This is a genomic window from Microbacterium songi (genome assembly GCF_042747925.1).
Taxonomy (GTDB): Bacteria; Actinomycetota; Actinomycetes; order Actinomycetales; family Microbacteriaceae; genus Microbacterium.
In genome coordinates this window covers 392555-407671 of record NZ_JBHZIE010000001.1, presented here as the reverse complement: position 1 = coordinate 407671, position 15117 = coordinate 392555, and the positions used below count along the sequence as shown (strand labels likewise).

Sequence of the window (15117 nt, the reverse complement as noted above, 5' to 3'; positions counted from 1 at the left end):
GTAGAGGTTCTTCAGGACGACGCCGGCGATGAAGAAGATCGCGAGAGATGCGAGGACGAGAAGTCCGACGTAGAAGAGTTCCAGCGCGACGAGATCCATGCCACAACCTTATCGCGCTCAGCCGGGAACGATCGCGGCGAGGCCGAACCCCGCGCTGATGACACCCATCACCAGGAGGGCGCCGAGCGCACTCGCGGCCACCCGTTCCGTGAACCCGTGAGAGCGCCCACCGGCGAGCTGGATGACGAAGCCGAGGATCACGCATCCCCCCAGGCCGAGGATGAGCCACGCAGCGCGCCAGTCGGGCGGCACGAAGACTCCGACGGCGAGGGCGGTGACGACCGCGGCGATCCACACCGCGACGACGCCGCCGAAAGCGGTACGGGGGGTCAGTTCGGGCGTGGCCACGGAGCTATTCTCCTTCATCACGGGCGATTAGCCACCCCCGGTCCGGCACGGAGGACGACACCCGCGGAGGGGAGCGGTCACCCTCTAAACTCGGTCACACCCTAAACTGGGTCGACGGCGCGCCCGATTGCGCTCGAAGGATGATGTCTTGGCACAGCTTCTGGTTCTGAGCTCCACGCACGGAGGCGGCCCCGTCCTGCCCTCGCTCGAGCTGCTCAGCCACCGCGTGCGCCAGATCCCCGCCGAACCGGCGCAGCTCGTGAACGCCCCCAGCGCCGACGTGATCTTCGTCGACGCGCGCATCGACCTGGTCGGAGCGAAGTCGCTCTGCAAGATCCTGAACACGACGGGGCTCGACGCCCCGCTCGTCCTCGTGGTGACCGAGGGCGGCCTGACGGCGGTGTCGACCGACTGGGGAGTGGACGACGTCATCCTCGTGACCGCCGGGCCCGCCGAAGTGGACGCCCGCGTGCGTCTGGCGATCGGACGGATGACGAAGGAGCAGGTCTCGACCCGCATCCAGACCTCGGGCATCACGATCGATGAGTCCTCCTACTCGGCGAAGGTGCACGGCAAGCCCCTCGATCTCACCTACAAGGAGTTCCAGCTGCTGCATTTCTTCGCCACGCATCCCTCCCGCGTGTTCACCCGGGAGCAGCTGCTGAGCGAGGTCTGGGGCTACGACTACTTCGGCGGGACGCGGACCGTGGACGTGCATGTGCGTCGCCTGCGGGCCAAACTCGGCGACCTCGAGCAGCTCATCGGCACCGTTCGCAACGTGGGCTACCGGTTCAACGTGTACGAGGACGACCAGCTGCCCACTGCGGGTTCGCGCTCCTGACGATCGCGTACACGCACGGACACGTCACCCTGCAATGATGAGGGGATGATCGAACAGGACGTGCTCGACGCCGGATTCGGCGATGCGGACGACGACGACTTCGATGCCGCCGTCGAGGTCTTCGACTCGCAACTCCCCGAGAACCGCTACCTCGATCGCGAAGTCGCGTGGCTCTCGTTCAACCAGCGCGTCCTGGAACTCGCCGAAGATCCCCGGCTTCCCGTGCTGGAACGCGCGAACTTCCTGGCGATCTTCGCCAGCAACCTCGACGAGTTCTTCATGGTGCGCGTCGCGGGCCTGAAACGTCGCATCGTCACCGGCCTCGCCGTGCCCACGAACGTCGGGCGCGCGCCCCAGGACGTGCTCACCGACATCTCGGGCGAGGCTCATCGCCTGCAGGAACGGCATGCCGACGTCTGGACCCGGATGGTACGGCCCGATCTGGCGAGCTCCGGTATCGAGGTGATGTCGTGGGATGCTCTGTCCGAGGACGAGCAGACGCGGTTGACCGACTACTTCCAGGCTCAGGTGTTCCCCGTGCTGATGCCGCTCGCGGTCGACCCCGCGCATCCGTTCCCGTACATCTCCGGACTGTCGCTGAATCTCGCGATCCGCATCCGCAACGCCAAGACGGGCCGGCAGGAGTTCGCGCGTCTCAAGGTTCCGCCGATGCTCCCCCGCCTCGTCGAGGTTCCGCGCGACGGCAAGACCGTGCGCTTCCTCCCGCTGGAGGACCTCATCTCGAATCACCTGGGCGACCTGTTCCCGGGGATGGAGATCCTCGATCACCACGCCTTCCGACTGACCCGCAACGAAGACGTCGTGATCGAGGAGGACGAGACCGAGAACCTCATCCAGGCCCTCGAGGCGGAGCTGCTGCGGCGCCGCTTCGGACCCCCCATCCGCCTCGAGGTGACCGAGGACATGGACGACGTCACGCTCAGTCTGCTCATCAACGAGCTGACGATCACCGAGCAGGAGGTGTACCGGCTCCCCGGCCCGCTCGACCTCCGCGGACTGTTCGAGCTCGGACGCATCGACCGTCCCGACCTGAAGTACCCGCCGCACGTCCCGACCACGGCGGTGGCGTTCCAGCCCGCCGAGCAGAACGGCCGCGCCGACATCTTCAAGGCCATCCGTGCCGGCGACGTCCTCGTGCACCACCCGTACGAGTCCTTCGCGACGAGCGTCCAGGCCTTCCTCGAGCAGGCCGCGAAAGACCCGCACGTCCTCGCCATCAAGCAGACGCTCTACCGGACGTCGGGAGACAGCCCCATCGTCCAGGCGCTGATCGACGCCGCCGAGGCCGGCAAGCAGGTGCTGGCGCTAGTCGAGGTCAAGGCCCGCTTCGACGAGGCTGCGAACATCGTCTGGGCGCGCAAGCTCGAGAAGGCCGGCGTGCACGTGGTCTACGGGCTCGTCGGATTGAAGACGCACTGCAAGCTCGCGCTCGTCATCCGCGAGGAGAACGGCGTGCTGCGCCACTACAGCCACATCGGGACGGGCAACTACAACCCGAAGACGAGCCGCATCTACGAGGACTTCGGGCTGTTCACCACCGACGGCCAGGTGGGTAAGGACCTGACCCGACTGTTCAACGAGCTCAGCGGCTACGCCATTGAGAAGAAGTTCAAGCGCCTCCTGGTCGCGCCGCTGCATCTGCGCAAAGGTCTGCTCCGCCAGATCGACAAGGAGCGCAAGCATGCGCTCGAGGGCAAGCCCGCCCACATCCGCATCAAGGTCAACTCGATGGTCGACGAGGAGATCATCGACGCCCTGTACCGGGCGAGCCAGGCAGGCGTCCGGGTGGACGTCTGGGTGCGCGGCATCTGCTCGCTGAAGCCCGGCGTCGAGGGGATGAGCGAGAACATCACCGTCCGCAGCATCCTGGGTCGCTATCTGGAGCACTCGCGCATCTTCGCCTTCGACAACGACGGCGATCCGCAGATCTTCATCGGCAGCGCCGACATGATGCACCGCAACCTCGACCGGCGCGTGGAGGCTCTCGTGCGGGTGATCGCGCCCGCGCACATCAAGGAGCTGACCGACCTGTTCGAGCTGGCGATGGCCGACACGACCAGCTCCTGGTGGCTGGGCACCGACGGTGAATGGACGCGCCACAGCGTGGGGGACGACGGCAAGCCGCTCGTCGACATCCAGGACCGCACCATGGCGAGCGTGCAACGGCGTCGTCGCACGCGGGCGGCGCGATGACCGACACCGCCGTGTACGCGGCGGGCGGCGTCCTGTGGCGGGTCGTCGAGGGCAAGCTGATGATCCTGGTGATCCACCGCACCGCCTACGTGGACGTCACGCTCCCCAAAGGCAAGGTCGATCCGGGAGAGACGCTCGCAGAGACCGCCGTCCGCGAGATCTTCGAAGAGACGGGCATCCGTGTCCGTCTGGGCATCCCCGTCGGCGTCTCGCGCTACCGCATGCCCAGCAAGCGGCAGAAGATCGTGCACTACTGGGCGGCCGAAGTCACCGAGGACGCCATCCGCGCGTCGGTGTTCAAGCCCAATCGCGAGATCGCCGCCCTGGAATGGGTCAGCCCGAAGAAGGCACTCGCCTACCTGAGCTACCCCGTCGACGTCGAGATCCTCGAGAACTTCCTGCGCTTCGTGGACGACCGCGTGCTCGCCACCTTCCCGATCATCGTGCTGCGCCACACGAAAGCGCGCGCGCGGGAGGACTGGAAGGGCACGGATGCCGCGCGCCCGCTGACGGATCGAGGTGCGAAGCAGGCCAAGGCGATCGTCGGCCCGCTGGCCGCCTTCGGCGTGCGCAAGATCATCTCGAGCGACGCGGTCCGCTGCATCGCGACCGTCACGCCGCTCGCCGCCCACCTGGGCAGGAAGGTCCACCGCTCGCCTCTGGTCAGCCAGGACCTGTGGGAGGAGGGGCGGGCGGATGCGCGCACCGTCATCGGCAAACGCGTGCGTTCGGGGAAGGCCGCCGTCATCTGCACGCACGGCCCCGTCCTGCCCGACCTGCTCGCCGAGCTCGCGCTGGCGACGGGCACCCTGCGCGGGTCCTACCTGGGCAGCGCATCCGCGCTGGAGCTCGGCGCCTTCTCGGTGGTGCACCTCTCCGCGTCGAACCCGGGGTCGGGCATCGTCGCGATCGAGACGCACGAACCCCAGGTCTGACGCGAGAGTCCGTCTGCCGGCCGCCCCGTCTGACCGTGCAGCGTTCACCTGCCGTTCACCTTCCCAGCCCGATCGCTTAAGAGTCTTTCCGTACGTTTCAGGACGAGCCCTGCACCGGGCTTTTCCCGACATGTGAAGGATTCACAGTGAAGATCTCTCGCTTCGCCCAGCTGGGCGCAGTCGCGGCCGTTGCGGCCCTCGCTCTTGCAGGTTGCGCATCCAACGAGGGCGGCGGCGCCGCCGCTCCCTCCTCCGACAGCTCCGCCGTCACCGGACTCTCCGGAACGTTGAACGGCTCGGGCGCCACCTCGCAGCAGGTCGCGGTCCAGTCGTGGACCTCCGCCTTCCAGACGTCGAACCCCGACGTGACGGTCAACTACGACCCGCAGGGCTCGGGCACCGGCCGCGAGTCGTTCCAGTCCGGCGCCGTCCAGTTCGCCGGTTCCGACCGCGCATTCAAGACCGACGAGATCACCGCCGGTCCGTTCGAGGCTTGTGCCGCCGATTCCGACCTCGTCGAGATCCCCGCCTACGTCTCCCCGATCGCGATCGTCTTCAACATCGACGGCGTCGAGACCCTCGACCTCGACGCGGCCACGATCGCCGGCATCTTCGCCGGCACCATCACGACGTGGAACGACCCGGCCATCGCGGCGACCAACTCGGGCGTCACCCTGCCGTCCTCGGCGATCACGCCCGTGCACCGCTCCGACAAGTCGGGCACGACGCAGAACTTCACCGATTACCTCTCCGCCAACGCCACCGATGTGTGGACGGCCGGAGCTGTCGAGGAATGGCCCATCCAGGGTGGCGAAGCCGCTCAGGGCACGTCCGGGGTCGCGAACGCGGTCAAGGGCGGCCAGGGCACGATCGGCTACATCGACTCCTCGCAGGCCGAGGGCTTCTCGTCGGTGAACGTCAAGGTGGGCGAGGACTTCGTCGGCCACTCCGCCGAGGGCGCAGCCATCGCGGTGGACGCGTCGCCGTTCGAAGAGGGCCGTGCAGCCACCGACCTGGCGATCAAGATCGACCGCACCACGACCGAGGCCGGTGCCTACCCGGTGGTCCTGGTCAGCTACCTCATCGGCTGCGCCACCTACGGCGACGCCGCTGCAGCCGAGCTCGTCAAGGGCTTCATGACCACGGCGATCAGCGAGGCCGGCCAGGAAGCATCGGCGACGAACGCCGGCAGCGCCCCGATCTCGGACACGCTCCGCGAGAAGGCCGTCACCGCAGTGGACGCGATCAAGTAACCACCCCGCCGGCCCCGCTACGGAACCGAGGGACACCCGAATATGACATCGACCACCGCGCCACCCGAGCCGCGGGTTCCCGAGGTCAAGCCCAAGCCGAAGCAGCGCCCCGGAGACCTCTGGTTCTCCGGCACCGCTCTCTTCGCCGGCTCGATGATCCTCGCGACCCTGGCTGCGGTCGCGTTCTTCCTGGTCATCCAGTCCATCCCCGCACTCGGCGCCGACAGCGCCCAGGCGTCACTGCTGTCCGACAACTTCTGGGGCTACGTCGGTCCGCTTCTGTTCGGCACCATCTGGGCAGCACTGCTCGCCCTGATCATGGCGGTGCCCCTGTCCCTCGGCGTGGCCCTGTTCATCACGCACTACGCCCCGCGGCGCATCGCGCAGGGCCTCGGCTACATCGTCGATCTGCTGGCAGCCGTCCCGTCGGTCGTCTTCGGCCTCTGGGGCATCCTCGTGCTGGCGCCCGCCGTGCAGCCCGTCTACAACTGGCTCAACCAGAACGCGGGCTGGTTCCCGCTGTTCTCGGGAGACATCTCCGCAACGGGGCGCACCATCTTCACCGCGTCCATCGTGCTCGCCGTGATGGTCGTCCCCATCATCACCGCGATCTGCCGCGAGATCTTCCTGCAGACCCCCAAGCTCCACGAAGAAGCGGCGCTCGCCCTCGGCGCCACCCGTTGGGAGATGATCCGCATCGCGGTCCTCCCGTTCGGTCGCTCGGGAATCGTGTCGGCATCCATGCTGGGCCTCGGCCGCGCGCTCGGTGAGACGATGGCCGTCGCCATGGTCCTCTCGGCGACCGGCACGGTGACCTTCCAGCTCTTCACCTCGACCAACCCGTCGACGATCGCGGCGAACATCGCGCTCACCTTCCCCGAGGCATACGGCGTCAACATCAACGTGCTGATCGCCACGGGGCTCATCCTGTTCGTCGTCACTTTCGCGGTCAACGCGATCGCGCGGTTCATCGTGAACCGTCGCAAGGAATTCTCGGGAGCGAACTGACATGACCATCACTGCTCCCCCGGACGTGCGCGTCGATCGCCCGGTCGAGAACCTGCGCAGCGGACAGCTGGCCCGTTGGGTGCCGTGGACGCTCCTCGGCGCGGCCCTGGTCGCCATGCTCGGCGTGTTCCTCGTCATCGCGGGTGCCGGCGGCGGCGAACTGAACATCCCCGGCTGGATCATCACCGGCGCGCTGCTCTACCTCGTCACGATATACATCACATCCTCGATCGTCGAGGGGTCGCGCAAAGCGACCGACCGACTGATCACGGGCATCGTCACCGGTGCGTTCCTCATCGCGATGGTGCCGCTCGTCTCGGTCGCCTACACCGTGATCTCCAACGGTGTCGCCCGGTTCGATCCGCTCTTCTTCACTTCGTCGATGCGCAACGTCGTCGGCGACGGCGGCGGTGCACTGCACGCGATCATCGGCACGGTCCTGATCACCGGTGCGGCCGCGATCATCTCCATCCCGATCGGGCTGATGACGTCTGTGTACCTCGTCGAGTACGGCGCGGGCAAGCGCCTGGCGCGCGCGATCACCTTCTTCGTGGACGTCATGACGGGTATCCCCTCGATCGTCGCCGGCCTGTTCGCGTACGCCCTCTTCGCGATCTTCCTCGGCCCGGGGGTGCGCCTGGGCATCATGGGAGCCATCGCGCTGGCGGTGCTCATGATCCCCGTGGTGGTGCGCTCGAGCGAGGAGATGCTCCGCCTCGTGCCCAACGAGCTGCGGGAAGCCGCGTTCGCCCTGGGTGTGCCGAAGTGGCTCACGATCCTGAAGGTCGTCCTGCCGACGGCCCTTGCGGGCATCACGACCGGTGTCATGCTGTCGATCTCCCGCGTCATCGGCGAGACCGCGCCGCTGCTGATCACGGCCGGGTTCACCGACTCCATGAACTACAACCTCTTCGACGGCCGCATGCAGACGCTGCCCGTCTACACCTACACGCAGTACGCCAACCAGGGCATTCCCCCCGAGCTCTACACCGACCGCGCGTGGGCGGCCGCGTTGACGCTGATCGTCATCGTGATGGTCCTCAACCTCGTCGCGCGGCTCATCGCTAAGGTGTTCTCGCCCAAGACCGGTCGCTGACGCGATCCCGAAGGAATCAATTCATGTCGAAAAGCATCGAAGTCAACGATCTCAACGTCTACTACAGCGAGTTCCTCGCGGTGGAGGGTGTCTCGCTCTCCATCGAGCCGCGCAGCGTGACGGCCTTCATCGGCCCGTCGGGTTGCGGCAAGTCCACCTTCCTCCGCACCCTCAACCGCATGCACGAGGTCATCCCCGGCGCCCGCGTCGAGGGGGAGGTCCTGCTCGACGGCGACGACCTCTACGGCCACGGGGTCGACCCGGTGGCCGTCCGCCGCCAGGTGGGCATGGTGTTCCAGCGCCCCAACCCGTTCCCGACGATGTCGATCAAGGAGAACGTCCTGGCCGGGGTGAAACTCAACAACAAGCGCATCTCGAAGTCGGATGCGGACGCCCTCGTCGAGCGCTCACTGCAGGGTGCGAACCTCTGGAACGAGGTCAAGGACCGTCTCGACAAGCCGGGTTCAGGCCTCTCGGGCGGGCAGCAGCAGCGTCTGTGCATCGCCCGCGCGATCGCGGTCTCGCCGCAGGTGCTCCTGATGGACGAGCCCTGCTCGGCGCTCGACCCGATCTCGACCTACGCGATCGAGGAGCTGATCGAGGAGCTCAAGCAGGACTACACGATCGTCATCGTGACGCACAACATGCAGCAGGCATCGCGTGTGAGCGACAAGACGGCCTTCTTCAACATCGCGGGCACCGGCAAGCCGGGGAAGCTCATCGAGTACAACGACACCACCTCGATCTTCACCACCCCCGCCGTCCAGGCGACGGAGGATTATGTCTCGGGCCGCTTCGGCTGATCCCGCAGAACTCCTTCAGGAGCGGATGCCGCGAGCCGCGGCATCCGCTCCTGTCATGAGGGCGACCGTCACGACGTAGACGAGCAGGTCGCGCGCGTCGAAGACCGTGCCGAGGACGAGCACGGCCGGAGTGATCAGCCCGCCCACCTGCAGCGGCACGCCCGTCAGCTGGAACAGTTCCACGGCCATGCACCACCCGAGCGCGATCGCCCCCGCGATCCACGGACGCACACGTGGAGCGATGAAGACGACGGCCAGGAACGCCACCATGGCGTAGAGCGCGTCGCCGGCGATGTCGCTGACCGCCGAGTCCGGCAGCCGGAGGTGCACGGCGAGGCCCGCACCCACGACCAGGACAGCGAGGGCGGCCACCCGCACCCGAGAACGGGCATCCGGTTCACTCACGCGGCGACAGCAGATACGCGTTGAGTCTGTCCGTGAAGCCGTGGTCCACGGCGAGCGGAGTCCCGTCGATCGCCGTGATCGGCGCCGCCAGCCGGACGCTCGAGACCAACCACGCGGCATCGGCTCGAGGGAGCGCCGAGGCGGGCACCTCCCGGTAGGCCGTCGCACTCCCCTGCTCCTCGAGCCAGGCGAAGACGCTGAGCTGGGTCGTGCCGTGCAGGATCGATCCGCGCGGGGCCGGGGTGACATAGGTCTCGCCGACGCGCAGGATGACAGAGGCGGTGGGGGCCTCCAGGACGATCCCGTCGGACGATACGAAGATCGCGTCGTCGGCTCCGCGCCGGTGGGCCTCGCGGAGGGCCGCCATGTTGACCGCGTACGACAGGGTCTTCGCGCCGAGCAGCAGCCAGGGCGCGCGCCCTGCGGCTCCGCTGTCGATTCCGCGATCGAGGGTGACGACCCGGATGCCTTCGGCACGTACGCGCGCGAAATCCGCGGCGGAAGAGACGGTCGCCCACGCGGTCGGCCCATGGCCGTCGTCCCGTCCGCGGCTGAGGATCAGTTTGACGACCGCCTCTCCCCCTCCGGCGTGCGCGACGACCTCGCTGATTGCGGCACGCCACTGGCCGAGATGCGGCTCTGCAAGATCGCACAGGAGAGCGGAGTGGGCGAGACGCTCCAGGTGCGCCTCGACCTCCTGCGGATGGCCGTCAGCGACTCCGATCGACTCGAAGACGCCGTCGCCGCGCTGGGCGCTCAGCTCCGAGAGCTCGAGTGCGGGCTCCCCCGGATCCACTCGGGTGAAGGTGTCGCGGAAATCCGTACGAGGATCATCGGATGCCGCGGGGTCGAGCAGGACGGCGAAACGCAAAGCCATGAGGCCGAGCTTACGGCGCGGATTCCGCGGCCGGGGAATGCCTCACGGCGGGGCTCGGTTACACTTGATCAGCCGGGCCGCAGTAACCCCGGGCTCCATCTTCTGCCGCTATGAGCGGCTCTGCGCCGTGAGGCGTTCTGCGGCCCGGCACTTCTCGTGCAGGCACTCCACAGTGATGTTTCGTCGCGGAGGGACGTGGATCTTCAGGTGAGTGCGTCGCGCCGCCAGAGGTTGGCGGATGCCGTCAGGTCTGCGGCGTAGGTCGCGAGCCGCAGGGCGCGCGTCGTGAGTGCCGACGCACGCTCGGACTCGGTGGCGTCGTAGTCGTCGGCGAGATGCGTCGCACCGGACGCCTGCACCCGGCTGAACGCCGCAGCGCGATCGAGGGCGACCGCGAAGTCGCCCTGGAAGAGTCCGCGAAGGATCATGTCGATCAGCGCAACGAGTTCGTCCGGCCCGGCCGGGGTCGGTGCCCCCGCCACGACGGGGTCGACCGAGTCCAGCTCGTGCTGCCCGCGCTCGTACAGCAGCGCTGCCGTCTGAGGATCGTCGTGGATCATGAGTTGCAGCAGATACAGCCGCCAGAGCGCACCCGGCAGACTTCTGGCGGGCGATCGTGACCACAGCTCGGCGATGTCATCGATCCCGTGCTGGTCGGTGAAGGTGACGAGTCGCTCGACCACCCCGCTCTCCGGCTGCTCGCGCACGCGCGCGAGCAGCGCCTGAGCGGTGCTGTGCGCCACCCGAGAGACTTCGGCCGGGTCCTCTGCGGCGAAGAGACGGTCGAAGAGCTCTGCCGGGCGCCGTACCGGCTTGTGGAACTCCCGGGAGTCATCGCTCATGCCTTCCAGGCTAGTCGGGCGGCGCGCGGGGGGTCCGCCGCGCGGCCGATCAGACCGTCTGGTTGACGCGGATCGTATTACCGGCAGGATCACGGAAAGCGCAATCGCGCGGACCCCAGTCCTGGTCGATCGGCTCCTGGAGCACCTCGGCTCCGGTGGCCCTGACGCGTTCGAACAGCGCGTCGACGTCGTCGGTGCTGAAGACGATCAGACCGAGCACGCCTTTCGCCAGCAGTCGATGAACGGCCTCGCCGTCCTCCGGCGAGCGACCGGCCCCGGGTGCGGACAGCACCACCTCAGGGGCGGGCAGGCCGGGGAAGCCGAGCGTCACCCAGCGGAAATCTCCCGCACCGACGTCGGTGCGCTCCTCCAGTCCGAGAGCGTCCCGGTAGAAGACGATGGCGGCGTCGACGTCGTCGACCGTGATCGGGCAGTAGCGCAGAGCGATGGTGGTCATGCTCCCACGGTAGGGCCGACGAAGGTCGGATGCTTCTCCGATCCTGCTCGATGCCTTCGCCCGTCGCGCCGCCCCGTCAGCCGAACCGGGTGGGCCGTCCGAGCACGCGCGAGATGCACGACGGCATCGCCTCCGCCGCATCGTGGGAGCGCGCGCGATACGCACTCGGCGTCTCGCCGGCGAGCTGCGTGAACGTCGAGCTGAAGGATCCCAGAGATGTCGCGCCGACGGCGGTACAGGCATCCGTGACGGTCGACCCGGCCCGCAGGAGGGCCATCGCCCGCTCGATGCGCCGGGTCATGAGATAGGCGTACGGCGTCTCGCCGTACGCCAGACGGAACTCGCGGGAGAAATGCGCAGGCGACATCAGAGCCCTCCGCGCCATGGTCGGCACGTCGAGCGGTTGCGCATACTCCCGATCGATCAGGTCGCGTGCCCGCCGCAGATGGGCGAGCGTCGCGGGCGACTGCCCCACTACCGGAAGGTCGGATGCCACGGCCTCACGTTAGCGCGACCGCGCGGCACGCCGGACTAGGCCGTCGGGATCACCAGGATCGGATCGCCGCTGGGCTGGCCTGTCGGCGAACCCCCCTGCGGCTCCACGGTGACCGCGATCGCATCCCCGTCGCGCAGTTCTCCGTCGAGGAGGGCGGTCGCGCTGCCACCGGCGGCAGCATCGAACACGCCGGCCGGAACAGCCGCACCGTCGCGGACGAACCAGAGTTCGAACTGCTGATCCGAGGTGAGCGCAGGCAATCCGTCGGAGACGAGGACCGTCTTGCCGACGGACTCCGACCAGTGCACCGTGCCCTGAGCGCCGTCGTCGAGAGCGATGGAAGCCGTCTGGGCGTCGGGCGCATCTTCGATCTGGTTGAGCGCGACCACAGATGCCGGTGTGTTGAGCTGCTGCCCGATGAAGGCGGCGCCGAAGCCGAGGGCGATCAGGAGCACGAGCGAGGCGGCGAGCGCGAAGAGCCCTCGGGTCCAGCGCGCTCGAGAGACGGCCTGAATCGACTGCGTGTCGGTCGGTGGCTCCGTGGAGATCATGAGACCCGGCGAGGTGTCCGCCGGATCGTCCTGCGACGGACGGACATCATTCACGGGCGTCGCCGCCGCGACCGGAGCGTCGCGCCTCGCAGCGTGCGTCGAATCGCCGGCCGAGGCGTCCGCCGTCGAGAGCTGAGGCGTGGCGGCGATCAACGACAGCAGACGGCCACGCAAGGCGAGGGGCGGTGCGACGTCGTGCGTCATGTCGGCAAGGGCGACAATTGTCGCCGCATCCATTCGCACGATCGTCTCCCATTCGGGGTGTGCGTCGAGCGCGGCGAGGAACACCTGCTCGTCGTCCGGAGACAGAGCGTTCACGGCGTGGCCTGCCGCCAATTCGGCGAACTCCTGCTCGTTCACATCTGCACCCCCATTTCCGTACGCATCCGAGACAACCCGTCTCGCATTCTCGTTTTGATGGTCCCCAGTGGAGCACCCACGAGCGCGGCGATCTCGCTCTGAGAGTAACCGCCGTAGTAAGCCAGCGTCAGCGCTTCGCGCTGCGCCTCGGGGAGAGCCGAGAGCACCTTGGCCACGCGTCCCCCCTCGATCTTCAGTTCCACCTGCTCGGCGACGCTGTCATGGGCGACGTCGAGATCGCGAAAGCCCACTCGCACATCACGATCGCTGCTCGCTTGGGCCGATCGCACGCGATCGACTGCCCGACGATGGGCCATCGTGAGTATCCACGACCTTCCTTGGCCTCTATTCGGAGCGAACTTCGCGGCGGATTGCCACACCTCGAGAAACACCTCTTGCAGCACTTCTTCGCTCTGCGACCGGTCGACGAGCACACGCAGAATCAACCCGAACACGCGGGAGGAGAGCATGTCGTAGAGCCTCGCGAAAGCGGCCTGGTCTCCGCCGGCCACCCGCTGGAGCAGCTCCGCGACGTGGTCGACGGCAGCCTCGCCGTCTTCGCGTACGTCCACTCCGTCGATAACCACGTCCCCAGCATGCCCTAGTCCCCTGTGGGCGCGTGTATCCGACGCCGGGGGTTGACGGGTGGCCACGATCCGGTCTCGTACAGAAAGACGCTCGCGCGCGCGAGGAAACATCAATCCCCATTTCTTCCGATCCGATCCCATCCGATGCGTGAGGGGCTCCGAAGACCTGTTGTACCCGCCGGAACAAGCGGGTGCCCCCGCACCTGGGGTACTCGCGGTCCAGTCGGACCACCTACACAGGAGGAACACCATGTCACGCAAGACTCGCCTCACCGCAGGAATCTCGCTCGCATTCGTCGCTGCGCTGTCGCTCAGCGCATGTTCGGGCGCCACGAGCGGCGGAACCACGACCGAAGAGTCGTCCGCAGCACCGATGCCTTCGGCATCCGCCTCGGCCTCGTCCGAGATGATGGACCCCACGGCCAACCTGGTCGGCTCCGGCTGCGCAGCGTACGCCGAGGCCGTTCCGGACGGCAGCGGCTCGGTTGCCGGCATGGCCGTCGACCCGGTGGCGACCGCCGCCTCGAACAACCCGATCCTCACCACGCTGACCGCTGCGGTCTCGGGTGGGCTCAACCCCGACGTCAACCTGGTCGACACGCTGAACGGTGGCGACTTCACGGTGTTCGCACCCGTGGACGACGCCTTCGCGAAGATCGACCCCGCGACGATCGAGGCACTGAAGACCGACTCGGCAACGCTGACGTCCATCCTCACGTACCACGTCGTCCCCGGCATGATCCAGCCTGACGAGATCGTCGGCACGCACGCCACCGTCCAGGGCGGCGACCTCACGGTCGAGGGCAGCGGCGACAACCTCACGGTCAACGGCACCTCTGCCGTGATCTGCGGTGGCGTCCAGACCGCGAACGCGGTCGTCTACCTCATCGACACGGTCCTGACGCCCCCGGCTTCCTGATCGTGACCCCGGCATCGCCGGGGTGACCGACGGCACCGCCGGCGACTCCTCGAGGAGTCGTCGGCGGTGCCGTCTTTCGTGCGAGCGGCGACCGGAAATGCCGTAGATTCGATATACGGGCCTGTAGCTCAGTTGGCAGAGCATCGGACTTTTAATCCGCGGGTCGAGGGTTCGAGCCCCTCCGGGCCCACCACCGCCATGATGATCAACGAACTTCGCCCCCTGCGCGCCGGCGTGTGCGCCGTGGTCCTCATCCTGGCGCTGTCCGGGTGCGGGGCGACGCCAGCCGACTCGTCGGATCCGCCGCCCCCCACGAGCAGCGCCTCCCCTCCTCCCCCCGTCGTCGTCGTCGCGCCTCCCACCACCGGGGCGTTCGACTACCAACTCGGCGGGGCCTACGATCCCGTGGACGACATCACCATCGTCGTCCGGGACAGCACGGAGATGCCGATGGAGGGCATCTACTCGATCTGCTACGTGAACGGCTTCCAGACGCAGCCCGGCGAGACGGCGGACAGTTCCCTCATCCTGCGGGATGCCGATGGAGCGCCGATCGTGGACCCGAACTGGCCGGATGAGGACCTCATCGACATCTCCAGCCCGGAACGGCGATCCGCGGCCGCAGCCCGTCTGCAGACGACGATCGATTCGTGCGCAGAAAAGGGCTTCGCCGCCGTCGAGTTCGACAATCTCGACTCGTGGACCCGCTCCGGAGGGCTGCTGACCGAGGACGATGCGATCGAGTTCGCGACGATGCTGGTGGGCGCCGCCCACGAGGCCGGACTCGCTGCGGGCCAGAAGAACGCCGCCGAGCTCTCCGCCATCGGAAAGAACCGCATCGGCTTCGACTTCGTGATCTCCGAGGAGTGCGACGTCTTCGCGGAGTGCGAGGACTACACCTCCGTGTACGGGGCCTACGTCCTGAATGTCGAGTACGCCGACGACCTGCGGGGCGACTTCGCATCCGTGTGCGCTCGTGCGTCGACGCCGCGCCTGACGACACTGCGTGATCGCGATCTCGTGCCGCCTTCCGAGAAGGCCCACGTCTACGCGCACTGCTGAGGG

The 15117-nt window shown here is 67.6% G+C and carries 17 protein-coding genes and 1 tRNA gene; 10 read left to right on the top strand and 8 right to left on the bottom strand.

The window, feature by feature from the left end; translation table 11 throughout:
- Positions 1-117: 117 nt before the first annotated feature.
- Positions 118-408: a hypothetical protein gene (locus tag ACFM35_RS02115; protein ID WP_378837746.1), complete on the bottom strand. Its 291-nt coding sequence runs from the start codon at positions 406-408 to the stop codon at positions 118-120.
- 148 nt (positions 409-556) lie between these two features.
- Between ACFM35_RS02115 and ACFM35_RS02110 the strand changes: the two genes are divergently transcribed.
- The 7 genes from ACFM35_RS02110 (at position 557) to pstB (ending at position 8558) form a co-directional block, all read left to right on the top strand.
- Positions 557-1249 (top strand): winged helix-turn-helix domain-containing protein, encoded by a 693-nt coding sequence (locus tag ACFM35_RS02110; RefSeq protein ID WP_378837743.1) that lies wholly within the window; start codon positions 557-559, stop codon positions 1247-1249.
- A gap of 45 nt (positions 1250-1294) precedes the next feature.
- A complete protein-coding gene (locus ACFM35_RS02105) occupies positions 1295-3463 on the top strand; it encodes an RNA degradosome polyphosphate kinase (protein ID WP_378837740.1) in 2169 nt (722 codons plus the stop codon).
- The gene (locus ACFM35_RS02100; RefSeq protein WP_378837738.1) at positions 3460-4398 is read left to right on the top strand and encodes an NUDIX hydrolase; all 939 of its coding nucleotides are present in this window, start codon (positions 3460-3462) and stop codon (positions 4396-4398) included. The genes ACFM35_RS02105 and ACFM35_RS02100 overlap by 4 nt, the downstream gene beginning before the upstream one ends.
- A 146-nt stretch (positions 4399-4544) precedes the next feature.
- On the top strand, positions 4545-5651 hold the full coding sequence (gene pstS, locus ACFM35_RS02095) for a phosphate ABC transporter substrate-binding protein PstS (protein ID WP_378837736.1): 1107 nt from the start codon (positions 4545-4547) through the stop codon (positions 5649-5651).
- 42 nt (positions 5652-5693) lie between these two features.
- Positions 5694-6659, top strand: a complete 966-nt coding sequence (gene pstC / locus ACFM35_RS02090; protein WP_378837733.1) for a phosphate ABC transporter permease subunit PstC — start codon at positions 5694-5696, stop codon at positions 6657-6659.
- Position 6660: 1 nt separating this feature from the next.
- A complete protein-coding gene (gene pstA, locus ACFM35_RS02085; RefSeq protein ID WP_378837730.1) occupies positions 6661-7755 on the top strand; it encodes a phosphate ABC transporter permease PstA in 1095 nt (364 codons plus the stop codon).
- A 23-nt stretch (positions 7756-7778) separates the two neighbouring features.
- Positions 7779-8558 carry a phosphate ABC transporter ATP-binding protein PstB gene (pstB, locus tag ACFM35_RS02080; protein ID WP_378837728.1) on the top strand — a complete coding sequence of 260 codons (780 nt, stop codon included), beginning with the start codon at positions 7779-7781 and terminating at the stop codon, positions 8556-8558.
- A gap of 15 nt (positions 8559-8573) precedes the next feature.
- Here the strand turns inward: pstB and ACFM35_RS02075 are convergent, their stop codons facing one another.
- From ACFM35_RS02075 to sigK, 7 genes are all read right to left on the bottom strand, one after another.
- Positions 8574-8963: a ribosomal maturation YjgA family protein gene (locus ACFM35_RS02075; protein WP_378837725.1), complete on the bottom strand. Its 390-nt coding sequence runs from the start codon at positions 8961-8963 to the stop codon at positions 8574-8576.
- Positions 8956-9840, bottom strand: coding sequence for an aminodeoxychorismate lyase (locus ACFM35_RS02070; protein ID WP_378837723.1), 885 nt, complete (start codon positions 9838-9840; stop codon positions 8956-8958). The genes ACFM35_RS02075 and ACFM35_RS02070 overlap by 8 nt, the downstream gene beginning before the upstream one ends.
- A gap of 203 nt (positions 9841-10043) precedes the next feature.
- Entirely contained in the window at positions 10044-10682 is a 639-nt protein-coding gene (locus ACFM35_RS02065) for a DNA-directed RNA polymerase subunit beta (protein ID WP_378837720.1), read from the bottom strand.
- Positions 10683-10731: 49 nt separating this feature from the next.
- Positions 10732-11139: a VOC family protein gene (locus tag ACFM35_RS02060; protein ID WP_378837718.1), complete on the bottom strand. Its 408-nt coding sequence runs from the start codon at positions 11137-11139 to the stop codon at positions 10732-10734.
- A gap of 76 nt (positions 11140-11215) precedes the next feature.
- Complete coding sequence (locus ACFM35_RS02055; RefSeq protein ID WP_378837715.1) at positions 11216-11635, bottom strand: helix-turn-helix transcriptional regulator; 420 nt, start codon at positions 11633-11635, stop codon at positions 11216-11218.
- 35 nt (positions 11636-11670) lie between these two features.
- Positions 11671-12546, bottom strand: a complete 876-nt coding sequence (locus ACFM35_RS02050) for an anti-sigma factor (protein ID WP_378837712.1) — start codon at positions 12544-12546, stop codon at positions 11671-11673.
- Positions 12543-13133: an ECF RNA polymerase sigma factor SigK gene (gene sigK / locus ACFM35_RS02045; protein ID WP_378837710.1), complete on the bottom strand. Its 591-nt coding sequence runs from the start codon at positions 13131-13133 to the stop codon at positions 12543-12545. The genes ACFM35_RS02050 and sigK overlap by 4 nt, the downstream gene beginning before the upstream one ends.
- A gap of 250 nt (positions 13134-13383) precedes the next feature.
- Here sigK and ACFM35_RS02040 point away from each other — a divergent pair, with 250 nt between their 5' ends.
- From ACFM35_RS02040 to ACFM35_RS02030, 3 genes are all read left to right on the top strand, one after another.
- Positions 13384-14052, top strand: coding sequence for a fasciclin domain-containing protein (locus tag ACFM35_RS02040; RefSeq protein ID WP_378837703.1), 669 nt, complete (start codon positions 13384-13386; stop codon positions 14050-14052).
- A 117-nt stretch (positions 14053-14169) separates the two neighbouring features.
- Positions 14170-14245: transfer RNA gene (locus ACFM35_RS02035), tRNA-Lys, on the top strand.
- A 5-nt stretch (positions 14246-14250) separates the two neighbouring features.
- Positions 14251-15114 carry an endo alpha-1,4 polygalactosaminidase gene (locus ACFM35_RS02030; protein ID WP_378837701.1) on the top strand — a complete coding sequence of 288 codons (864 nt, stop codon included), beginning with the start codon at positions 14251-14253 and terminating at the stop codon, positions 15112-15114.
- The last annotated feature ends 3 nt before the right edge of the window (positions 15115-15117 follow it).